This is a genomic window from Streptomyces sp. PTL18 (genome assembly GCF_059510295.1).
Window position 1 is genome coordinate 39181 of record NZ_JCAJZO010000022.1, and the last position, 20868, is coordinate 60048.

The 20868-nt window shown below is 69.3% G+C and carries 17 protein-coding genes, 2 tRNA genes and 3 pseudogenes; 7 read left to right on the plus strand and 15 right to left on the minus strand.

The features are described 5' to 3' along the window. Nucleotides 1-51: 51 nt before the first annotated feature. Complete coding sequence (locus tag AC5WS8_RS30500; RefSeq protein WP_496106723.1) at nt 52-525, plus strand: PPOX class F420-dependent oxidoreductase; 474 nt, start codon at nt 52-54, stop codon at nt 523-525. 14 nt (nt 526-539) lie between these two features. Here the strand turns inward: AC5WS8_RS30500 and AC5WS8_RS30505 are convergent. The 12 genes and pseudogenes from AC5WS8_RS30505 to AC5WS8_RS30560 form a co-directional block, all read right to left on the minus strand. After that, a pseudogene (locus tag AC5WS8_RS30505) lies at nt 540-1308 on the minus strand (TetR/AcrR family transcriptional regulator). A 195-nt stretch (nt 1309-1503) separates the two neighbouring features. Further along, nucleotides 1504-3738 (minus strand): glycosyltransferase family 39 protein, encoded by a 2235-nt coding sequence (locus tag AC5WS8_RS30510; protein ID WP_496106724.1) that lies wholly within the window; start codon nt 3736-3738, stop codon nt 1504-1506. Then, complete coding sequence (locus AC5WS8_RS30515; RefSeq protein WP_496106725.1) at nt 3735-5195, minus strand: bifunctional glycosyltransferase family 2/GtrA family protein; 1461 nt, start codon at nt 5193-5195, stop codon at nt 3735-3737. Before AC5WS8_RS30515 ends, AC5WS8_RS30510 begins: the two co-directional genes overlap by 4 nt. A 14-nt stretch (nt 5196-5209) precedes the next feature. After that, complete coding sequence (locus AC5WS8_RS30520) at nt 5210-6874, minus strand: sensor histidine kinase (protein ID WP_496106726.1); 1665 nt, start codon at nt 6872-6874, stop codon at nt 5210-5212. Further along, nucleotides 6871-7611, minus strand: a complete 741-nt coding sequence (locus AC5WS8_RS30525; protein WP_496106727.1) for a response regulator transcription factor — start codon at nt 7609-7611, stop codon at nt 6871-6873. The genes AC5WS8_RS30520 and AC5WS8_RS30525 overlap by 4 nt, the downstream gene beginning before the upstream one ends. A 136-nt stretch (nt 7612-7747) precedes the next feature. Continuing rightward, the gene (locus AC5WS8_RS30530) at nt 7748-8098 is read right to left on the minus strand and encodes an antibiotic biosynthesis monooxygenase family protein (protein WP_496106728.1); all 351 of its coding nucleotides are present in this window, start codon (nt 8096-8098) and stop codon (nt 7748-7750) included. A 57-nt stretch (nt 8099-8155) separates the two neighbouring features. After that, on the minus strand, nt 8156-9022 hold the full coding sequence (locus AC5WS8_RS30535) for a DUF2797 domain-containing protein (RefSeq protein ID WP_496106729.1): 867 nt from the start codon (nt 9020-9022) through the stop codon (nt 8156-8158). A gap of 120 nt (nt 9023-9142) precedes the next feature. Continuing rightward, on the minus strand, nt 9143-9331 hold the full coding sequence (locus AC5WS8_RS30540) for a hypothetical protein (protein ID WP_496106730.1): 189 nt from the start codon (nt 9329-9331) through the stop codon (nt 9143-9145). Between the two features lie 180 nt (nt 9332-9511). Continuing rightward, nucleotides 9512-9892 carry a VOC family protein gene (locus tag AC5WS8_RS30545; protein WP_496106731.1) on the minus strand — a complete coding sequence of 127 codons (381 nt, stop codon included), beginning with the start codon at nt 9890-9892 and terminating at the stop codon, nt 9512-9514. 608 nt (nt 9893-10500) lie between these two features. Beyond that, the gene (locus AC5WS8_RS30550) at nt 10501-12246 is read right to left on the minus strand and encodes an NHL repeat-containing protein (protein WP_496106732.1); all 1746 of its coding nucleotides are present in this window, start codon (nt 12244-12246) and stop codon (nt 10501-10503) included. A 365-nt stretch (nt 12247-12611) separates the two neighbouring features. Beyond that, on the minus strand, nt 12612-13088 hold the full coding sequence (locus tag AC5WS8_RS30555) for a hypothetical protein (protein WP_496106733.1): 477 nt from the start codon (nt 13086-13088) through the stop codon (nt 12612-12614). Nucleotides 13089-13578: 490 nt separating this feature from the next. Then, nucleotides 13579-13866, minus strand: a pseudogene (locus tag AC5WS8_RS30560) (transposase family protein); the annotation flags it as partial. Nucleotides 13867-14090: 224 nt separating this feature from the next. Here AC5WS8_RS30560 and AC5WS8_RS30565 point away from each other — a divergent pair. Together AC5WS8_RS30565 and AC5WS8_RS30570 are read left to right on the plus strand one after the other, a co-directional pair. After that, on the plus strand, nt 14091-14462 hold the full coding sequence (locus tag AC5WS8_RS30565; RefSeq protein WP_496106734.1) for a peptidase inhibitor family I36 protein: 372 nt from the start codon (nt 14091-14093) through the stop codon (nt 14460-14462). 579 nt (nt 14463-15041) lie between these two features. Then, nucleotides 15042-15242 (plus strand): GIY-YIG nuclease family protein, encoded by a 201-nt coding sequence (locus tag AC5WS8_RS30570; protein ID WP_496106806.1) that lies wholly within the window; start codon nt 15042-15044, stop codon nt 15240-15242. A 227-nt stretch (nt 15243-15469) separates the two neighbouring features. Here AC5WS8_RS30570 and AC5WS8_RS30575 read toward each other — a convergent pair whose 3' ends face one another. After that, the gene (locus AC5WS8_RS30575) at nt 15470-16828 is read right to left on the minus strand and encodes a hypothetical protein (RefSeq protein WP_496106735.1); all 1359 of its coding nucleotides are present in this window, start codon (nt 16826-16828) and stop codon (nt 15470-15472) included. A gap of 279 nt (nt 16829-17107) precedes the next feature. Between AC5WS8_RS30575 and AC5WS8_RS30580 the strand changes: the two genes are divergently transcribed. The 3 genes and pseudogenes from AC5WS8_RS30580 to AC5WS8_RS30590 form a co-directional block, all read left to right on the plus strand. Then, entirely contained in the window at nt 17108-17272 is a 165-nt protein-coding gene (locus tag AC5WS8_RS30580; RefSeq protein WP_496106736.1) for a hypothetical protein, read from the plus strand. 326 nt (nt 17273-17598) lie between these two features. Further along, complete coding sequence (locus tag AC5WS8_RS30585) at nt 17599-18117, plus strand: HAD domain-containing protein (protein ID WP_496106737.1); 519 nt, start codon at nt 17599-17601, stop codon at nt 18115-18117. A gap of 833 nt (nt 18118-18950) precedes the next feature. Beyond that, nucleotides 18951-19586, plus strand: a pseudogene (locus AC5WS8_RS30590) (site-specific integrase); the annotation flags it as partial. 82 nt (nt 19587-19668) lie between these two features. Here the strand turns inward: AC5WS8_RS30590 and AC5WS8_RS30595 are convergent. Further along, a tRNA-Arg gene (locus AC5WS8_RS30595) sits at nt 19669-19741 on the minus strand. A gap of 238 nt (nt 19742-19979) precedes the next feature. After that, a tRNA-Ser gene (locus tag AC5WS8_RS30600) sits at nt 19980-20070 on the minus strand. Between the two features lie 233 nt (nt 20071-20303). Between AC5WS8_RS30600 and AC5WS8_RS30605 the strand changes: the two genes are divergently transcribed. Continuing rightward, nucleotides 20304-20741, plus strand: coding sequence for an SSI family serine proteinase inhibitor (locus tag AC5WS8_RS30605; protein WP_496106738.1), 438 nt, complete (start codon nt 20304-20306; stop codon nt 20739-20741). Nucleotides 20742-20868 lie beyond the last annotated feature (127 nt).

Consider the following 20868-nt stretch of genomic DNA (forward strand, 5'->3'; position numbering starts at 1 on the left):
CGGCACGGCGGGATCAGGCTCCCCGCCCTCCCGGAGGCCTAGGCTGCGGGCATGGCACCGAACATCGCGACCAACACCGCCGTATCACGGGACGAGCTGCTGGACTTCGTGCGTCCCCGCCACCGCGCGGTCCTGCTGACCCGCCGCGCCGACGGCAGCCCCCAGGGGTCACCGCTGACCTGCGGCGTCGACGACTCGGGGCGGATCGTCGTCTCCACCTACCCGGACCGCGCCAAGACCCGCAACGCCAAGCGCGACGAGCGGGTCAGCGTCATCGTGCTCAGCGACGACTGGAACGGTCCCTGGGTCCAGATCGACGGCACGGCCGAGGTCATCGACACGCCGGACTCCGTCGAACCGCTCGTCGAGTACTACCGCAACATCGCGGGCGAGCACCCGGACTGGGACGAGTACCGCGAGGCCATGGTCAAGCAGGGCAAGTCGATCATCAGGATCACCCCGGTGCGCTGGGGCCCGGTGGCGACGGGCGGCTTCCCGGCCCGGCTGGTCTCCTCCGAGGACTGAGAGACGCGGATCCCCTACCCCCGGGCGACCATCGCCTCGATCCCCGCGATGAGCGTCTGAAGCGCGAAGGCGAAGTCCCGCTCACGCGTCTCCTCCACCGTGTCGCCGCCGCGGGCCCGCATGAGGTCCGCGGACCGGGGTACGACCTCGCTGAGCTCCGGGCGCTCGGTCACCGCGCTCATGGCGCGGCGGACGTACTCGTCCTGGCTCAGCCCGGCCGCCGCGCAACGCTCGATGAAGTGGCCCTCGACCGTGCCGAAGCCGTAGACGAACTGGAAGACCGCCGAGATCGCACCCATCCGGCCGTGCGCCGGCAGCCCGGTCAGCCCGATCACCCGCTGCACGGCGAGCGAGAAGGCGACCGCGTGGCGGGCCGATGTTGAGGAACGTCCCGGCGAGCGGCGCCAGCCAGGGATGGCGCACCAGCAGCGCCCGGTACTCGGAGGCGAGCGCCCGCAACTGGTCGCGCCAGTCCTCGTCCGAGTCCGTGCCCGGCAGCCGCACCTCCCCGAAGGCCGCGTCCAGCGCCAGCTCCAGCAGGTCGTCCTTGGTGTCGACGTACCAGTAGACGGACATCGCCGTCACGTTCAGCTCGGCCGCGAGCCGCCGCATGGAGAACCTGGTGAGTCCCTCGGCGTCCAGCAGCCGTACCGTCGCCTCGGTGATCCGCTCCCGGTCCAGCCCGGAGGGCTGCCCGCCGCCGCGCCCGCCACGACGCGCCCCGCCCTCCAGCCAGACACTGGCCCGCGCCGCGCCCCTGGCCCGCCGGGCTGCCCTCACCATGGCGCCCCTTCCCCGAGACTCCGGCCGCGGCCGCGGTGCCACGGGCCGGTCAGCGACCACCACCTTCGAGTCTTCCCTCTTCCCCGTCGCCCGACCCTCCGTCAGTCCCCGTCGGCCCCGCGGGAAAGGGGCGGTGGGCCGGGGCACCGTTCGGGGTGCCCGGACCCACCGCCCGGAGCGAGCCGCGGAGTGCGGTCAGCCGCTCGTCTTCTGCGTCAGGTCGTAGAAGGTGGCCGAACCGACCGTGACCTTCTTGAAGTTCTGCTGAACCCACGAGCTGATCCGCGAGGAGACGCTGGAGCCGCCGTTGCCGCCCCCGCCGCCGAAGCCGCCGCCCGAGACGAAGTAGTGGATCCTGCCCTCGGCCACGTACTTCTGGAACTGGGACAGCGTCGGGGACGGGTCGCTGCCGTTGAAGCCGCCGATCGCCATCACCGGGTAGCCGGTGGCGAGCTGGTAGCCGGCGGCGTTCTGGGAGCCGATGGACGCGGCGACCCAGGTGTACCGACTCGCGTCCTTCTGCAGCAGCGCCTTGGCCGCGGAGCTGACGCTCGTGCCGTTGAGCAGGCCGCCGATGCCGCCGCGACCACCCATACCGCCGTCGGCCGTGCTCCCGCCGGGGAAGCCCTGGCGGCCGTTCCGGCCCCGAGGGATGCCGTTGCCCTGCTGGTTCCGGCCCGGCAGGCCGCCGCCCGGGAACCCGCCGGCGCCGTTGCCGCCGGGGAAGCCCTGGCCGCTGCCGCCCCGAGCGGTGCCCTTCTGCTGGTTCCGGCCCGGCATGCCGCCGCCGAAACCGCCGCGCATACCCGCGCCGCCGGGGCCGCCGCGCCCGCCGGGGCCCATCGTGCTCGCGCCCGCCGGACCGGCTGTGACGATCGACCCGGTGTGGCCCTGGTTCACCGTGGTGAGGGTGTACGCCGTCGGACCCGCGAGGGCGGCCACGAAGCTGAGGCCCACCGCCGCGAGGGCGAGCTGCCGTCCGAGCCCGGCCACGAAGACGAGCCCCAGGGCGCCGGCCAGGCCGCCGACGAGGACCAGCCACTTCAGCCAGGGCAGGTAGTCCGGGGTGCGGTCGAGGAGCACGTACCCCCAGGCCGCGGTCGCCGTGGCGGTGGCGGCGAGCGTGAGCGACGCCCACGTCCTCGACCGCTCCTCCCACAGGACCGTGACGCCCATGCCGACCAGGGCGGCGATGTAGGGCGCGAGAGCCACCGTGTAGTACTGGTGGAAGATGCCCGCCATATAGCTGAAGACCACCGCGGTCATCAGCAGCGAGCCGCCCCAGGCGAGGAACGAGCCGCGGACCAGGTCCGTCCGCTTGCTCTTCCGGGTGAGCACCAGGCCCGCGACGAGCAGCATCAGCGCGGCCGGGAGCAGCCAGGAGATCTGGGAGCCGATCTCGGAGTTGAACATCCGGTCCCAGCCGGTCGCGCCCCACTGGCCGCCGTTGCCGCCACCGCCGCCGCCGACGCTGCCGGTCTCGTCGCCGTTGATGCGGCCGAGGCCGTTGTAGCCGAAGGTCAGCTCCAGGAAGGAGTTGTTCTGCGAGCCGCCGACGTACGGGCGGGAGGACGCGGGCCACAGCTCGACGATCGCGACCCACCAGCCGCCGGAGACGACCAGCGCGGCGGTCGCGAGGCCCAGTTGCGCGATCCGCTTCCTCAGCCTCACCGGGGCGCAGACGCCGTACACCAGCGCCAGCGCGGGCAGGATCAGGAAGGCCTGCAGGGTCTTCGTCAGGAAGGCGAAGCCGACCGCGACACCCGCCCACACCAGCCACTTGGTGCGGCCGTCCTCCAGCCCCCGGACGACGAAGTAGACCGTGAGCGCCATCAGCAGGGCCAGCAGCGCGTCCGGGTTGTTGAACCGGAACATCAGCGCCGCGACCGGGGTGAGCGCGAGCACCGCGCCCGCGATCAGCCCGGCCGCCGGGCTGAACCGGCGCCGGACCGCCGCGTACACCACGGCGACCGTGAGGACGCCCATGACGACCTCGGGGACGAGGATCGCCCACGAGGTGAGGCCGAAGACCCTGACCGACAGGGCCATCGGCCACAGGGAGGCCGGCGGCTTGTCGACGGTGATCGCGTTGCCCGCGTCCAGCGAGCCGAAGAAGAACGCCTTCCAGGACCTGCTGCCGGCCTGGACCGCCGCCGAGTAGAAGGAGTTGGCGTACCCGGAGGCGCTCAGGTCGTACAGGTACAGCAGCCCGGTGGCGAGCAGCAGGCCGAGGAACGCGGGGCGTACCCAGCGGGGGTCCTCGGGCCGCCCGCGCCAGAGTCTGCGCGGGAGCGGCTGCTGGGGCTCACCGGCCCCTGGTGCGGGCGCCGGCGGCGGGGCGGGCGCCTCACCGGGAGCGGTCGCGGGCGGCCCCCAGACGGGGGAGCCCGCACCCGCCTGGTGGGTCGACTGTTCGGACTGTGTGGTCATCGGTGGTCCCTCGGGTCGGTGTCCTGCGGGCGCACCGGCTGCAGCGGCGTGGTGGCGTCCCGGAAGGAGGTGCGGTCCGCGTCGGCACCGGCGCGGAAGGGGGTGGTGTCGTACGAGGACTGCGGCCCCGCGTGGCGCCGGGGCAGCGGCGGGAGCCGCCGGTGCGGACCCGCCTGGGGCGGGTGGGTGACGCCGGGCTGTGCCGTCGGCGCGTCGTCGCGCCGGTCGGAGAACACCCAGGCCCGGAAGAGCAGGAACCGCAGCACGGTCGCCGCGAGGTTGGCGGCGATCAGCACCGCCAGCTCCGTGGAGTGCGTCGGGTTGCTCGTCGCCGCGTTCAGGGCGGCGAGCGAGCCGCTGGTCAGGGCGAGGCCGATGCCGAAGACGACCAGGCCCTGCGCCTGGTGACGGACGACGCCGCCGCTGCCGCGCACGCCGAAGGTGAGCCGGCGGTTGGCCGCCGTGTTGGCGATCGCCGACACCAGCAGGGCGAGCGCGTTGGCGATCTGCGAGCCCGAGAACTGCCGGAAGACGCTGTAGAGCGCCAGGTAGAACAGGGTGGACAGGCCGCCGACCACGCAGAAGCCGACGAGCTGCCGGGCCAGACCCCCCGGCACGTTCGCAAGGTCGCGGTCGCGCGGATCGTCGCCGAACGGCCGGGCGAGCCGGTCCAGCGGCAGCGACCCGGTGGCCAGCGCCCTGCCGATGCGCCACACGCCCCTGAGGTCGTCGGTGGCGGTCTTCACGATGTGGACCGTGGAGTCCGGGTCGTCGACCCAGTCGACCGGCACCTCGTGGATGCGCAGCCCGGCGCGCTCGGCGAGCACCAGCATCTCGGTGTCGAAGAACCAGCCGGTGTCCTCCACCAGCGGCAGCAGCACCTGGGCCACGTCACGACGGATCGCCTTGAAGCCGCACTGGGCGTCCGAGAAGCGGGCCTGCAGCGAGCCGCGCAGGATGAGGTTGTAGGCGCGGGAGACGAACTCCCGCTTGGGGCCGCGGACGACCCGGGAGCTCCGGGCGAGCCGGGAGCCGATCGCCAGGTCGGAGTGGCCGGAGATCAGCGGCGCGACCAGCGGGAGGAGTGCGTTGAGGTCGGTGGACAGGTCCACGTCCATGTAGGCGAGGATCGGGGCGGTGGAGGCGGACCAGACGGTCCGCAGCGCCCGGCCGCGGCCTTTCTGCTCCAGCCGGAAGGACCTCACCTCGGGGATCCGCTCCTCCAGCCGCGCGGCCACCTGCGGGGTGGTGTCCGTGGACGCGTTGTCCGCGATCGTGATGCGGAACGCGTACGGGAACGTGCGCTCGAGGTGCTCGTGCAGTCTGAGCACACACGGCTGGAGGTCCTTCTCCTCGTTGTAGACGGGAATCACCACGTCCAGGACAGGCGTACCGGCTCCTGCGGCCGGGAGGTGCTCCCGCGCCGGCAGGGTGCCGGGAGAAGAGTCGGTTCGCATGGAACCGACTCTTCTCAAGCGCCCTGTCGCACCCGTGTGGTGACGCTGTGCTGTGCCTGTGAGTGCTGTTCCCAGGCCGTTTCGGGGGCGGGCGAGGGCACGCGCGGGGTCGGCGCGGGCAGACGCACGGTGAACACGGTGTGCCCGGGAACGCTGTCGACGGTGACGGCGCCGCCGTGCGCGGTCGCCACGGCCTGCACGATGGCGAGCCCGAGCCCGGTGGAGCCGGTGGACCGGGAGCGCGCCGAGTCACCGCGCGCGAACCGTTCGAAGACGTGCGGCAGCAGATCGGGCGGGATGCCCTGCCCGTCGTCCTGGACGTCCACGCACAGCCACGGCCCGCGCCGCTGCACCCGTGCGGTGACGGTGGTACCCGGTGGTGTGTGCGTCCGGGCGTTGGCGAGCAGGTTGACGAGCACCTGTTGCAGCCGTGCGGCGTCGGCCGACACGAGGGCGGGTTCGTCGGGCAGTTCGAGGTGCCAGTGGTGGTCGGGGCCCGCGGCGCGCGCGTCGCTGACGGTGTCCACGACGAGGGGGACGAGGTCGGTCTGCTGGAACCGGAGCGGGCGGCCGGCGTCCAGCCGGGCCAGCAGCAGCAGGTCTTCGACGAGGAGGGTCATCCGCCCGGCCTCGGACTCGATCCGTCCGAGGGCGTGGCGGGTGTCGGGGCCCTGCTCCTCACGTCCCCGTCTGGTCAGTTCGGCGTATCCGCGGATGGAGGCGAGCGGTGTGCGCAGTTCATGACTGGCGTCCGCGACGAACTGCCGTACCCGCATCTCGCTCTGCTGCCGCGCGTGCAGGGCACCGTGGACGTGGTCGAGCATGCGGTTGAGGGCGGCCCCCACCTGCCCGACCTCAGTGTGCGGATCGGTCTCGGACACCGGCACCCGCTCGTCGAGGGTCACCTCGCCGGTGTGCAGCGGGAGTTCGGAGACCCGGGTGGCGGTCGCGGCGACCTTGCGCAGCGGTCGCAGGGCGATGCCCACGAGCACCGAGCCGGCGATCCCGGCGGCGACGAGACCGGCGGCGGTGACGCTGACCTCGACGATGACGAGGGTGTCGATGGTGCTGGTGACGGTCCGGGTGGGCAGGGCGACGTAGAAGGCGCCGTGGGGGCCGGTGACGTACATGGCCCGGTAGTCCCCGAGCCCTGGGAGCGTGACGGTGTGCACCTTTTTGTCACGGGGGACGGAGCCGAGCGCGGAGGTCTGCGCCCGGGACAGTTCGACGGCCTTCATCCGCTCGAAGCCGGCGCTGGTGGAGGAGACCTCCTTCTTGATGACCGCCTTCGTGACGGCACCGGTGGAGTCCGTCTGCGCGGCGACGGTGTCGGGTTGCGCCGGTCCCTTGGTAATGAAGTCGTCCAGCCTGTCCTGCGTCGTCACGGTGCCGGAGGAGCTCCCCGCCGCATGGCCGTTGAGGTTCTCCGGGCCGCCCGGACGACCGTTCCCGAGGCCGGCCGGGCTGCCCCCGGGCGGACCCGAGACACCCTTGCCGACATCGGCCACCTGCACGTCCAGCTCCCCGTACAGGTGCTGCCGCAACGCGATGGTCGTCACCGTGCCGATCACCGCGCACACCACGGCGATCAGACTGACCGCCGAGACGACGAGCCGCGTCCGCAGCGTGCGCGGCTGTCGTCCTCGCCCCTGCGTACGCGGCCGTCGTCGCCCGCTCATGACGCCGCGGGCTTGATCATGTAACCGGCGCCGCGCCGGGTGTGGATCATCGGCTCCCGGCCCGCGTCGATCTTCCGGCGCAGATACGAGATGTAGAGCTCGACGACGTTGGCCTGGCCGCCGAAGTCGTACGACCACACACGGTCGAGGATCTGTGCCTTGCTGAGCACGCGCCGCGGGTTGCGCATCAGGAAGCGCAGCAGCTCGAACTCGGTGGCGGTGAGGTGGATGTTCTCCCCGCCCCGGAACACCTCGTGGCTGTCCTCGTCCAGCATGAGGTCCCCGACGACCAGCACCGAGTCGGCGCGACGGTCGGCGGCACCGGACCGCCGGATCAGCCCGCGCAGCCGGGCCACGACCTCTTCCAGGCTGAACGGCTTGGTGACGTAGTCGTCGCCGCCGGCCGTCAGACCCGCGATCCGGTCCTCCACGGCGTCCTTGGCGGTGAGGAACAGCACCGGCACGTCGGGCAGTTCACGCCGCAGCCGTCCCAGCACGGAGAGCCCGTCCATGTCCGGAAGCATCATGTCGAGCACGACGGCGTCGGGCCGGAACTCGCGCGCGGTCTGCATCGCGCCCTGTCCGTCACCCGCGCTGCGGATCTGCCAGCCTTCGTAACGAAGGGCCATGGACAGCAGTTCGGTGATGGAGAGTTCGTCGTCCACCACCAGCACTCGGACGGGACTCCCGTCCGGCCTCAGCAGTTCGGTGCGCCCCTGGGGCGAGGTCGTGGTCATGAGGGACACCCTGTCGGGATCCTCTGAGAGCGCCCTTTCACGATTCTGTAATTTCCCTGAAAAACACACAGGCGCCGCTCAGGAAACTCCTGGGAAGATTCCTTGACGCCCCCTCAGAGAGGGGGCGCCTGTTCGCTCACTCGGGCGTCCGCTCGAACGTATGGCTGCGCTCGACCTTGGCGACGTGCAGGGTGTACCCCTCGTACCACTGGGCACGCCCGCGCTTCTGGGCGGCGCGGTGCTCCAGGTTGCTCCGCCACTCCTCGACGGCGGCCAGGTCCCGGAAGTAGCCGACCGTGATCGACAGCCCGCCCGGCGTCCGGGCCTGGTCCATTCCGAGGAACCCGGGGACCTCGTGGACGAGCTCCTCCATCCGCTCGGAGGTCTCCGCGTACCCCTCGTCCTCCTCGGCCCGCACGGAGGTGAAGACGACGGCGTAGTAGGGGGGTTCATGGGCGGTGACAGGCGCAACGCGTTGATCGCTCATGTCACCACGATGAAGGAGACGGCACCCGGCGTCCAGCCTCCGCGCCTCCTCGTGCCGTCAGAACAGCCCGTCCTGCACCCCTTTCTCTCCCACCTCCCGCACCGGCACGGTCACCTCGTCCCGCTCGGTGGCCGTCAGCTCCCACCCCGGCATCAGCCGCGTGTCGAGCACGAGAACCCCGCGCCCGGTGGCGAGATGAAGATCAGGCCCCACGGCCACCAGCACCTCCCCGCTCACCCCTGCGCCCGCCACCAGTTCGCGCACCGCACCGTCCATCCGGGGCAGCCCCTCCAGCCCGAACACCCCGCCGTGGTCGACGGCCCGGAACGGCACCTGCTCCAGCGACTCCGGCCAGCCGCCGAGGGCCACCGCCCGCGCGTGCAGCTCCGCCAGCTCGGCGATCCGCTCCCCGGCCGGCGGCAGCGCGGCCCGCACCGCCCGCTTGTCGGAGTACGGGATCCGGTCCGGCACCCGGAGCGCGGCCCGCAGCAGTTCCTCCGCGCGCCGCGCCGCCATCAGCGGCCCGCATCCCAGCCAGCTGAAACAGACGGCACCCTGCTCCAGCAACCGCGCGGAGCCGCGCTCGGCCGCGGTGATCCCGACCTTGACCATGCCGGGCCCGAACCAGGCGAGATAGACGCGGTACGTCCGCGGATCGTCGGCGAAGGTATCAGCGGCGACGGAACGGGCCCGGTCGAGACGGGCGCACTCCTCGCACCGCCCGCCCGTACTCCGACCGGGTACCACGGCCCGCGCCGCACACCCGTGACCCCGTGCCCCCGCACACGTCCGCACGCCCCCGGCCAGGACCGCGAAGGCGACCCGCTTCCCCCGCTCCAGCGCACTGCGCCGCCCCCCTTCCCACGCCAGCACGGGCCCTTCGCCACCCCACCGCAGCCCCGCGCATCTCCACACCTGAGTCATCACTGCCGAGAGTAGGCGCCCTTACTGACAACGGGACCAGCCGGACCACAGCACGCCGACGACTCCCGGTCGGCCACTGAGCCCGCCGCCCGGCCGACCGGCAGGCCGTCGCGCCGAGTCCTACCGTCCCTGGCCCTCCAGGCCCCCCGGCACCGCTTCCACCCCCCGGGCGGCCACGAGAACGGCCAGGGTGGTGCGCGCCTCGCGCCTCACCACCTCATGACGCGCGAACGTCGCGGTCAGCGCGAGAACCGAGGCTGTCACCGCGTAGAGGACGACACCAACCGCAGACAGAAGCCCGACGATCACCGGGCACGCACCTTTCTCCCCCGACTCGGGTTACCCGGCCCTCGTGGCCGGAGTGCGCTCCGCGCCTTCAGCATACGAGGCCTGTCAACGAGCCCCACATCACCGGGACTTGGCTGCCTCCGGGGCAAGGCCGTCCGCCTGGCCCGGACCAGTACCCGGCCGCACCGGGACGCAGAGCCGTCAGAGCGGATTGAGGCGGGTCTTGAGCAGGCAGAACTCATTGCCCTCGGGGTCGGCAAGGACGTGCCAGGACTCCTCGCCGGTCTGGCCGATGTCGGCCGGGCGCGCCCCGAGATCCAGGAGGCGTTCGAGCTCGGCGTCCTGATCGCGGTCGGTGGCGTTGACATCGATGTGCAGCCGGGACTTCCCGGGCTCCGGCTCGTCCCTGCGGCTGAGGACGATCGTCGGCTGTGGGCCACCGAACCCCTCGCGCGGCCCGATCTCGATGCAGTCGTTCCCTTCGCGATCGAGCACCACGAAGTCCAGGACCTCGCACCAGAACCGCGCCAGCACCTCGGGGTCGCGGCAACCGAGCACGAGCTCACTGATACGACATGCCATTGACGAAACCTACTCTCAGCGTGGGAACTGCCGGGGCGGCCGAGACGGATCTCTTCGGCTCCCCGCAGTGGGAACACGCTCGAGACCGTATCGGGCCGGGCGACCAGGTGCGACGGGGTCCCGGGGTCCTGGCCCCGACGACGCTCAAAACCGCCCGATCGAGTGGACGGCGCCCGTGGGCAGGACGGCCCGGAAGCAGATGCAGACGGTGAGTGGGAGCAGGACGCCGAGGAATGATCAGCGTTCTCGGCCGCGTTGACGTCAGCGGTTGATGCCAGAAGCCCTCCGGGAGGATCCCGGAGGGCTTCAGATCTGTGCGCACTCGGCAGGATTGAACCTGCGACCTTCTGATCCGTAGGATCGGGCGGGCTGTTGGGCGGGGGCCCACCTTCCTTCCAGCTGATCGCTGATGGCCGTGAACGACGGTCTCTGTGTGCCGTCGTCGCCGTCAGGATCGCCGGCGGCACCGTCCGCTCCGGTGGGCCGCTCGGCGCGCAGCGTCGGAGCCCCGATCAGGGCGTCCGCGACCAGACCGCCCGGGATGCTCTCCGGTCGCGAGCACGCCGGTGCGCGATGTCCGACGCCAGGTAGTCCGGCGCACGGCACCTTTACTTCGGGCATGCGTTCGTTGGCGAAGGGCGCAGGGGTACCGGGGTCAGGGGGGTGCAGACCGGGGTGGCGACGCCGATGAGTTCCACAAGGCCCACGCCGCCTGTGGGCGGAACGATTTCTGCCCAGTTGTTGGCCACCCAGGCGTTGCCCGAGGAGTCGACCTGCACCGCTGTGAGGTGCTGCATCGCTTTGTTATGGAAGCCCTGTGCAGGGGACAGGACAGTGCCGGCAGAAGCGCCGGGCGGGCAGGCCGCGCTGTTCACCCCGCACAGGAGCGACACGGAGGAGTCACCGAAACCGGCGACCCACACACGGTCCTGGCCGTCGATGGCGGTCGACCAGGGGAAGACCTTCTTGGGCAGTTGGTACACGCCTGCCACGGTTCCCTCCGGTCCGATCTCGGTGACCGCGCTGCTGGCGAAGTTGGCCACCCAGGCGTTTCCCTTGGAGTCGAGGGCGAGCCCCACCGGGACCTGAATCGAACTGTCGGTGATCGTTTTGATCGGCTTGAAGTCGGGGCCGACGAGCGTGACACTGCCGCCGGCGCGGCTGGGTCGTCCCGCTTGCTTGAACTCTTCCAGGGAGAAATGGCTGTTGGTGACCCAGGCCCGCCCCTGGCCGTCGATTTGGACGGCGAACGGGTGGTTGAAGTTCTTGTCGCTGATGACGACGGCCTTGCTCGGGTCACCGTGGGGGTAGACGACGACGCTGCCCACGCCGGGTTTCCCCTTGACACCGTAGGAGTTGGCTATCCATACGTTGCCGCGTTGGTCGACGGCGACACCCTGCGGCTTGTTCAGTCCGCCGTTCGTCCAGCCGTCGGAGGGAGACAGCGGTGTGCCGGAGGCGGAGTACTTCGACATCGCGTTGCCGTTGTAGCTGGGTACCCACACGGATCCGTCGTGATCGACCGCGATTCCCCACGCTCCGGCCTTCATGCCGCCGCCGCTGATGGGACTGCCCAGAGCCGGCTGACCGGTGGGGTCCTGCACCGTGACATAAGGGCTGGACTCCCGTGTGCCCGGCTTCCAGTTGTTGGCCGCCCATACGTTGCCCTTGGCGTCGAACGCGATGCGGCCCGGCGCGTAGACCCCCGGAGCGCTGTAGCGCAGGGCAAGGATCCAGTCCGCGGGAGCTGAGGTGAGCGCCGGGCTGAAGACGTTCGCGTTGCGCGCCAGGGCTTCCAGGCCGCCAGGGGACAGTGTCGGATCGTGTACCAGGTTGAGGAGCGCCTGCACGGTGTCGGCAGGCTTGGTGCCGCCTCGCGGAGTCGCCAGTTGGAGCGCCTTGTCGCAGCGCGTGTCATCCGTCACGCAGAGGGAGACGAGGTTGGCCAGCGTGTTCTGCGTCGCGAGAGTGTCGCTGTTGGCGCTGTCGCCGGTAACTGGACCGCCGACCCTGCCGGTTGCCGGATCCGCCAGGTTGAACGAGGTCGCGGCGGCGTTCTGCAGCCCCGGGCTGGGTCCGGTGACGCCGTGTTGGTCGCTGAACCGGGCGAGGGCGTACGTGGCGGCGACGGTGGTCAGTTCGTTGACCGTCACCTTGCTCACGGTCCGTTCGGGCGCGCCACCGCCCGCGCCGAACCCCACGACCGAGCGCAGCCGGAGCTTGTGCGCCTGCGCGGGTGTGGCCTCGACGTACAGCACTCCGTCAGCCGGCCTGGTGTACGTCATCTGGAAGGAACCGAGTGCGTCCGTCGTTGCCTCGCCCAGCTTCGTGACTCCGGAACGTGAACCGGCCATGAGTGTGACCTGAACGCCTCCGAGTGGCTTCCCCGCCCCTGTGACGGTCCCCCGCACCGCCTCCGGCGCGGCACCCAGCGCAGGTGCCGCGGTGCCCACCAGCACCGGCAGGGCGAGGGCCGCACAGGCTGCTGCGGCGGTGGTTGATGTCCACCGCAGAGCCCTGGACCGCCTTCTTGCTCCGCGCCCTTCAGGGGAGGCCGGCCTGCGGGCACGTATGCCTGGAGTGCTCATAGTTCTCGAACCCTTCGCTGTGCGTGCCTGAATTAGGCAGAGAAATCGGTGCAGCGGTCCAACCGCCCGACATTGCCTCGTATCAGCGCCTGCTTGCATCTTGCACAAGTGCTGTCAGCCGGCCAGTTGAATCATGCGGTGTCGGATTCCTTCACCTCGGTCGCATCGGCACTTTCGAGCACCTTCAGTGAGAACCAGGCAACCCTGGTCCCCAGCAGCCAGACCACGCCCAGATACAGTCCAGGACTCACTTCGCGCATTTCATCGCGAACCCATCGGCCAACCAGTGAGAGTTTGGAGTAGTCGATGACGATGCACTCCTGCTCGTCCACCAGGCTCGGCCCGCGATAGACCTGAGCCAGGACGGCGAGGAAGTCGAACGCAGATATCCGATTGACCAGGTAGCCATCGGGAACGAACAGCTTTCCCCGCCACAGGACCAGGGGCACCAGCCGGGCGAAGGACCGGGCCAGCGAGCCATCTCCCCACCTGAGGAAGCCTGTCCCCTGCAGCGGACCCTTCGGCATGTCACCCGCAGGGCTGGAGCGGAACAGCTCCATCAGGTCAGCATCACCGATCTTGTACAGGTCCGTTTGGGTGAGCGCCATGATCGTCCTCCCGGCCGTCATCGAGACGCATCACTCGTGCCCGAACACGGATCCGACTCCGGCGGTGACGAGCTGCCCATGGCACCGCCGTCGCCTCAAACCGGCCTATGGAACAGGTTTGCTGGAAACGCAAAGAATCCAAGAACGGCGGCAGGCGCCACCCGCAGCCTGAGCCCACTGCCGATGACAACCGCCGTCGCGCAAAACATCGATCGATGGCATCCGGCCATCAACGCCCATTGTTGACGCTCTCGGGTGAAACCGCCAACGCGACGGGGACGAACGACCGTGCCGTACGCCATCCACCACATCTGGATGCGTGGAGTGGCACCGAACAGTCAGGGCGTACTCCTCGAGACCGGCGCGGCGCCCCAGCCTCTCCATTAAAACGGGTGTCGCAGATGCGATCAGCCGAGCAAGCCCGGAACGCGTCACGTCCAGCCACGGCGCTCGGCCACCTGGGATCACTGAGCCTTTTCCATCCTCGGCTCGAGCCGGCCAGATGGAGGGTGAGGACGGTTGGGACGAGGCTGGTGATTCGGGTCGCCGAGCAGCGGGGCCCGAGGAGGATCCGCCAGGACTTGAGGGTGGCGATGGCCTGTTGGACCGGGGCCCGGACCTTTGCGTGGGATCGGTTGACGGCCTGCTGACCGACGGAGAGGCGGTTCCCCTCTCCGATCTGCAGCCGGGATCCACTGACTGGACAGCGTTCGCTCCCCGTTGGACCGGCGGCGACGGTGCCCAGCAGGGAGGCAGCAGGCTCCCGGCGTGACGCCACGACTCCGTCGGAAAGCTCATGGGGAAAGTCTCCCGGCGGTGCCTTCCGGAGGGATCGGTGAACCTACGTAATCGAATACGTAGGTTCACCGGCCGGAGCTGGGAAAGCAGCGGTCAGCCAAGCTGACGATGGAAAAGGCTCACTGGACACCGAGGTTCGTGGCTTGTAGCTTGCCGGTGACCGAGTTCGCCTTTCCTGCATCAAACTTGAGAACAGGAGATCCAATGAAGCGGATAACCAAGGTGGCAATGGCGGCACTGGCCACTACCGCCAGCCTCATTATCCCCCTGTCCGCCGCGTCGCCGGCGAGCGCCGCCGTACAGGATTGTCCGTCCGGATCGTTCTGTCTCTGGTGGGACGCAAATTTCTCAGGTCCCATGGAGACCCCCAGCCTCTTCGGAACAACCGCCTGGCCAAACTTCGGCACCCGATTTTTCAATGACGTCGCCAGCTCGGGCCGGAACAACACAGGCGTCGGGTGGTGCGTCTACCAAAATCCTTACTACACGGGTGCGGTCGTCTACTTTCCGCCGAACACCCAATATTCAAGCTTCGGCTCCTTCAACGATATGGCCAGCAGTGCCCGCGTGTGCTGAGCATCAATCCCGCGCAGCTTAAGTTGATTTTGTGAAACCCGATTGAGAATCGATCTTCACAGAGAGGGCCCGCCGATGCCTGGCGGACCCTCTCCAGACTTACGGGGGTTGCCTCGTGATGTCGCGCCGTTGGTCAGGCGGGTCTGATGGTCAGGCCTCGGGAAGGGTCACGTCCGCTGGAGTGGTGTATCGACGGCCACTCGGTGATCTCGTCTTTGAGGCTATGCGGCCCTACCTTGTTCGTGGGTTGGACGGGCCACCGTAAGGTCCCGAGATCCAGAGACACTGGGTATGGCTTCTATGCGGTTGCCCTCGATGGTTCCCCTCACCTGGCCGCCCGGTGTCTCACGACGACTCGGCCGCTGATGAGGAGCTGCGAACGCCTTCGAGCGGATCGCTGAGTAGGACCGCGCCGGCGAGGTCGTCCGGGAGAACAGCACGTCGAACGACCGGAGGAACAGACTGTCGGGTGCGGTCATCGTGCTGATCTCTTTCGAGCTTCGACATCTCGAAGACCAGCCGGTGGCCGTTCTCATATCCGGGCCCTCACTCCGACCCCAGGCCAAACACCCGGATCAGGTGGGAACCCGTACACCACTTCCCAGGACGCAACCCGAAGCCCCGCCCACCCTGAGCCAGTGGATGGCGGACAACGCACGAGTGTGCTGGATCGAGCAGAACGAACCGTGGGATCTCGAGTCACAGCTCATCTCCCGACCCGACCTCCCGCTGAACCTCGACCAGAACAAATGGCCAATGAGGACCGACGACGACCGCTAGGCGCACGTGCCCGCCGCCCCTGACCAGCAGAGATCCCGCTCATCAAGATCCCCGGCAAGACCCGGGGCAAGAAGAAGTAACGCTCGTACGATTGGGCCTTCTACCTGCGATTTCAATCGCAGGTAGAAGGCCTCGGGCTTGTTGCCGGCCATCTCGTGCGAGTGATGTCCGGGAGGCTGTCGGAGATGGTCCGTGCCGCCGGGAAACGCTCGCGAACACGCTCGCTTTCAGACGTGGACGTAGGTCTGCGGACCCTGGGCGTCCACGTGCGCGCTGTCCGGCGTGTACCAGACGACGACCCAGGTGCCGCCGGTGGTCGCCTTGCCGCTGATCCGGTAGGCGCCGCTGCCGTCGGTCTTCACCCGGCCCCGCGACAGCCAGGTCTTCTGGCCCGCCGGGCGGAAGAGCAGCGTCACGTAGCTGTGGGTCACGGGCTTCCAGGGGCCGGTGGTGCCCTGCTCGTAGACGTGGCCGCTGAAGCTGACGTAGCTGTTCCTGGAGACCGTGGTGTGGTTCGGTCTCCCGCCCGTCACCTTCGTCGCATAGACGGAAGTGTGCACGGTGTTGCTGTACGCGGCCGGGAAGTCGGTCGCGGCCGGCGAGAACAGCCGCCAATAGCCGTGTGGGTTGCTGACGGTCAAGGTGACCGCCCGGGCGACGGGAAGCGGATTCGCCGGGATGCGGTCCACCGTCGTCCAGCCGGTCTTCCCGTCGGCGGACTGCTGGAGGTACAGGACGTTGCCGGGCACCGCGGCGTTCGTGCTGTTCGCGCTCACGGACAGGGAGAGCCTGGAGTGGGCGTCGACCTTCGCCGAGGCCAGGTGGAGCGTGGCGTGCTGGACGATCGAGGTGATGTCGAAACCGGCGGACGTGCCGGTCAGGTACTCGTCCCAGCCCCCGGTGTGGTCTCGCGCGTCCACGGTCCAGTGGGTCGGCGTGTTGTATACGTCCTGGGTAAAGGAGAACCGGCCGTCGCTGCCCGTGGTGCCGGCCTGCGTCGAGTACGCCCCCTCGAGCGTGAGGGGTTGGTCGGCGGCGGGGTGCCAGGTGCCGTCCTGCCCCTGGTACTCCAGGGTTCCGCTGATGCTGGTGGTTCCCCAGGCCGGCACGTCCGCGGCGGTCGCCTTGTCGAGCACGATCCGGGTCGGCTCGGTCACCGGGTCGACCTGTGTGGACGGCCCGCAGAAGTGCATGCGGTCGACGACAGCCGATAGCGTGAGCTGCTGCTTGCCTGCCGACTCAGGTACCGACTTGTGGACCGTGAAGCTGCCGTCGGCGGCGACGGTCCCCACGGCCGCGTATAGACCTGCACTCCCGAGCGTCACGCTGAGGGTGTACGGGCCGGCGTAGGGAGCCAGGGTTCCGTCGGGCTCCTGGGCGAGTACCTTGCCGGTGGCGGTCAGGGCCTCGTTGCCGTAGGTGAGCAGGGTGGACGAGAACTGGGTGTCCACGAAGAACAGGGTGGTGCCGTCGGACGCCCTGCCTTCGCACCACGGTGCGGGAGTGGCGTCGGCCGGGGCCGGGTCGGCGTACGCGGTGGCGGCCGGCAGCGCCAGGGCGGCGGTCAGCAGCGTCGCAGTGGCCAAAGCGGGAAGGGGGATTCGGATTCTCACCGGGCTACAGCCTCCAAGGTGGTGAGTGCCAGTCAGGAGCCCTTCCCGGGACTCCTGAGTGAGAAGTACGGACACTACGCCGACGGCACGGCTCCTGATTCGCGCTGTGTCCGAAATGCCGCTACACCACGCAGGTGATCGTGGTCACATCGTTAGACCGGTGCCGCTGAGTGGGGGCGCAAACGGGCCGCAGGTGTCTGACTGCGCGACGGCGGAAGGCTGCTGCGGGCGGACGCCGTCGGACGTCTGGGCATGGGCCATGCTCGACTCGCGGGTGGCTGTTTCGGCCAGTTCTCCGACATCCAGGCGACCGGCTTCCGCGCGCTGTCCGAGTTCGGTTTCACCACCGGCGAGTCCGGCTTCGCCGGCTGGGTCCGTCACTGGGTCGAGGGCAAGCCCTGGTCTGATTCAATGTGACCTTGGATGGCGGAGTGCCACTCCGTTGCTCCGTTGGCAGCATCAGCTTGGGAAGCTGCGAGCTTTTGCGGCCTGTCCGGGCGCTGACCTTGACGAACGGTGAGGGATCGGCCCTGCCGGACTCGGCTGCTTTCACCGTGGCTCCCCGCTGTTCCCCGCTCGTTCTGGTGCGCTTGTGGTGCATCCTGTCGAAGGCGTGGAGGCAGAAGTGTCCGTGCCTCGTGCCATGATCCTCGGGTGCTGGAGATCCCGGGATACGAAGGCGGCCCTTTGGTCGAGGGGAGCGCCTATCTGGACGAGCCCTTGTAGAGGACTACCGTTCTCCTGTGACCGGCTCAACGGAGCGCCCCATTCTCTTCCTCGACGTCGACGGGCCACTCATCCCGTTAGGGCAGGCCCGGCAGGCGGCCCCTGCCGACCGTTCCGATGTGTCCTGCGTTTCGGGGAACCCGCTGCTGGAGCGCCTCGACCCCGCCGTTGGTCCGCGACTGATGGCGCTGGGGTGCGATTTGGTGTGGGCCTCGACTTGGATGGACGAGGCGAACGAAGCTGTCGCTCCGCGCATCGGGCTGCCGCGGCTGCCTGTGGTCAAGTGGCCAGAAGTCCTCACCGATGAGGGGCCACGCGGCTTGCACTGGAAGACCCGCCACCTTGTCGCGTGGGCCGGCCACCGCTCGTTCATCCGGGTCGATGACGAGATCAGCGATATGGACCGCCTCTGGGTCTCTGCGCAGCACGAAGGACAGTCGCTGCTGCACCGCGTCGACCCGGTCGCAGCCCTTACCGACGATGATTTCGCCGAGCTCGCCCGCTGGCTCCGCTCCACCACGCGCAACGGCTCCTGAGCTCCTGAGCACCGCTTTAGGAGTTCCATCCCGGCCGAGCACTGCCTTGGAGCCGCCCGGCCACATTGGCCATGCCGAACCGTCTGGGCGTGCTGGTGTCCAGCGTCGTTGATGTCAGCTATGGATGTCAGGTGCCTTCCGAGGCCTACCGCGGCGTGCCTGCCGGTTGACGATGAACACCCAGCTGCGGCAGCGCCACTACCTCTCATCGACCAGCAGAAGTTATGTCCGGTAAGGGGAACGGGGGACGGGAACGGGGAGCCTGCTTCGACCGTAGTCGCTCAACCACTTGGCCATGGCCTCGCAGCTCTCCACAAAGTCCGCTGCTGCCTCTGGGCTAGGAGTACGTCCCTGCCTGTGAGTGACCTCGTTCCGGATTCTCCGCAAGTTTTGGAGAGACCGCTCGATGTCGGCAGGGAGCCCCAGGCTGTGTATGAGGTCCGGTAGGGACCGGGCAGGTCCAGGCAGATTCGGCGACAGCTTCCTGAGCTGAATTTCGACTTGCCGCCAAGCGGCCAAAATGGCTCCCTCCGGGGACACGTAAGCCATTGCCAAGCTCGGAGAGGCCGCGTCTGCCTCTGGCATCGACGTTCCCGCCGCCGGCGTTCCGCTGATACCCGGCCGGAGCGCATCGAGATCCGACAGCGGGGGCGGTGGGGGAAACGGATAGCTTGGACCAGGACGTGGCACGGACGAGGAGTTGTTCTGCGGCTGGGGGGACGGCGGCTGCGGTGCTGAGGGTGCCTCGTCTTCCTGACTCCCGCGTGTGCCAGTTGGAGAAGTCGCTGAGGCGTCGTCGCGGTCGATGTCCCAACTCGCTGGGTCGATGGTGGGGCAAGGACGCCAAGCGCACCCCGGCTCGGCGGCGGTGCTGTGCCGTCGGTGAGTGCTGCGAGGCCTACCCGTCCCGTCGGGTGATCCAGGCGGCGCGGGATGCCCTCCGGGCCGCGCTGACCCACGCCGTCGCCGAGGAGGAGATCAGTAAGAACGTGGCCTCCTTGGTCAAGGTCCCAAAGCCTCGGCGTCGCCGGATCACGCCGTGGTCCGTCGTCGAGGCGGGGCGCTTCCTCGCCGATTCCCCGGCCCGGGAAGATCCGCTGTTTGCGGCCTGGGTCCTGGTCCTCTGCCTGGGGCTGCGTCGTGGTGAGGTCCTGGGCCTGACCTGGAAGTCGATCGACTTCCAGGCGGGTGAGCTGTACGTGGATCACCAGATCCAGCGGGCGGGCCGACAGATCCTCCACCGGGAGACCAAGACCGAGGAGTGTGACGACTTCCTGCCCCTGCCCGAGTTCTGCCTCAAGGCGCTCCGCATGCGCCGCGCTCAGCAGACCGGCGACCGGAAGGCGGCCGGTGATCTTTGGCAGGACACCCGCGGCCCGGTCGTCACCACGAAGTATGGAACCGCGATCGAGCCGGGGAACCTGACGCGCGTGTTCGCCCTGCGCGCCCGCCAGGAACAGCAACGGCTGACATCAGCCGTTGCTGTACTTCGCTGCTGTACGCCCTCGAAACGCCAGAGGCCCCGGATCTCTCCGGGGCCTCTGGCCTGTGCGCACTCGGCAGGATTCGAACCTGCAACCTTCTGATCCGTAGTCAGATGCTCTATCCGTTAAGCTACGAGTGCTTGTTCTGTTTTCGTCTCCGCTCCCGGCCCTTCCGGCCCGCTCGCGGCGACAGGAAGAACATTACATGACTGCCGCCGCCATGTGAAATCCGTTTGCCCCACCTCTTGTGACCTGCGGAAACGCGCTGCCGGGCGGATCCGGGGCCGGCTCCGGGGACGGGGTGGAAGCGGCTCCCGGCGCCCGCTCCGGGAACGACGAAGCCCCGGTCGCGGGGACCGGGGCTTCGGTGATCGAGCGCGGAGGCGGAGGGATTTGAACCCTCGATGGGCTTTAAGGCCCAAACCGCATTAGCAGTGCGGCGCCATAGACCGGACTAGGCGACGCCTCCAGCACAACCGCTCACGCGCGAGCGCGAGTGGTGCGTGCAGATGATGACACAGTCGAGCGGGGTGTCACCAATCGGCTCCCACGGTACTAGGCGGAAAGCCCGCAGGGCAAAGCACTCGGCCGCATCCGGCCCCATCGGACGCGGCCGAGTGCTCATCGGGTCCGGGACCCGGCCGCCACGGCAGCCGCCGGCACGCTCCGCAACCTCCGCACTCCACTGCCGTTACAGAGGGCATGGTGCTCTTCCGTCTTCGCTGCCGCCCCCTCCTCCTCGGCGTCCTCGCACTTCTCCCTCTCGCCGCCGCGACGGGCCCGGCGCACGCACACGGTCACCGGCCCGCCCCGCACGGTGACCGACTGCTCGTCACCGTCCGCCACGCCGGGCGCGCCGACGGGACCTACGTGCTGCGGTGCCATCCGACAGGCGGCACCCACCCCGCAGCCGGCCGCGCCTGCCCCGTCCTCGAGCGGCGGACCGTCTGGGGGCGGGACCCCTTCGCCCCGGTTCCGTCCGGCAGGCACTGCACCCTGCAGTACGGCGGGCCCGCCACCGCGCATGTCACCGGCAGGTGGGCCGGGCGGCCGGTCGACGCGTGGTTCGACCGTGGGGACGGGTGCCGGATCGCCCGCTGGGACGCGCTGGTGCCACTGCTGCCGAACCTTCGTTCGTAGAGAATCGCCGAAAGAAACGGCACGCCGGGCCCCCGTCTCACGGCTACCTGCGCGGTCACAGGTTCTGCGTCACTTCCGCGTGCGACCTCCCTCTCATCCGGCGCCGCGGGCGCTGGGACTGCCCGTA

What these genes read in the sequence shown, in the direction of transcription:
- AC5WS8_RS30605 (WP_496106738.1), top strand. Translation starts at nt 20,304, where the DNA reads ATGGTGCTCTTCCGTCTTCGCTGCCGCCCCCTCCTCCTCGGCGTCCTC.
- AC5WS8_RS30510 (WP_496106724.1), bottom strand. Translation starts at nt 3,738, where the DNA reads ATGACCACACAGTCCGAACAGTCGACCCACCAGGCGGGTGCGGGCTCC.
- AC5WS8_RS30550 (WP_496106732.1), bottom strand. Translation starts at nt 12,246, where the DNA reads ATGGCCGGTTCACGTTCCGGAGTCACGAAGCTGGGCGAGGCAACGACG.
- AC5WS8_RS30520 (WP_496106726.1), bottom strand. Translation starts at nt 6,874, where the DNA reads ATGAGCGGGCGACGACGGCCGCGTACGCAGGGGCGAGGACGACAGCCG.
- AC5WS8_RS30565 (WP_496106734.1), top strand. Translation starts at nt 14,091, where the DNA reads ATGAAGCGGATAACCAAGGTGGCAATGGCGGCACTGGCCACTACCGCC.
- AC5WS8_RS30545 (WP_496106731.1), bottom strand. Translation starts at nt 9,892, where the DNA reads ATGGCATGTCGTATCAGTGAGCTCGTGCTCGGTTGCCGCGACCCCGAG.
- AC5WS8_RS30580 (WP_496106736.1), top strand. Translation starts at nt 17,108, where the DNA reads ATGGGCCATGCTCGACTCGCGGGTGGCTGTTTCGGCCAGTTCTCCGAC.
- AC5WS8_RS30515 (WP_496106725.1), bottom strand. Translation starts at nt 5,195, where the DNA reads ATGCGAACCGACTCTTCTCCCGGCACCCTGCCGGCGCGGGAGCACCTC.
- AC5WS8_RS30525 (WP_496106727.1), bottom strand. Translation starts at nt 7,611, where the DNA reads ATGACCACGACCTCGCCCCAGGGGCGCACCGAACTGCTGAGGCCGGAC.
- AC5WS8_RS30530 (WP_496106728.1), bottom strand. Translation starts at nt 8,098, where the DNA reads ATGAGCGATCAACGCGTTGCGCCTGTCACCGCCCATGAACCCCCCTAC.
- AC5WS8_RS30500 (WP_496106723.1), top strand. Translation starts at nt 52, where the DNA reads ATGGCACCGAACATCGCGACCAACACCGCCGTATCACGGGACGAGCTG.
- AC5WS8_RS30555 (WP_496106733.1), bottom strand. Translation starts at nt 13,088, where the DNA reads ATGGCGCTCACCCAAACGGACCTGTACAAGATCGGTGATGCTGACCTG.
- AC5WS8_RS30535 (WP_496106729.1), bottom strand. Translation starts at nt 9,022, where the DNA reads ATGACTCAGGTGTGGAGATGCGCGGGGCTGCGGTGGGGTGGCGAAGGG.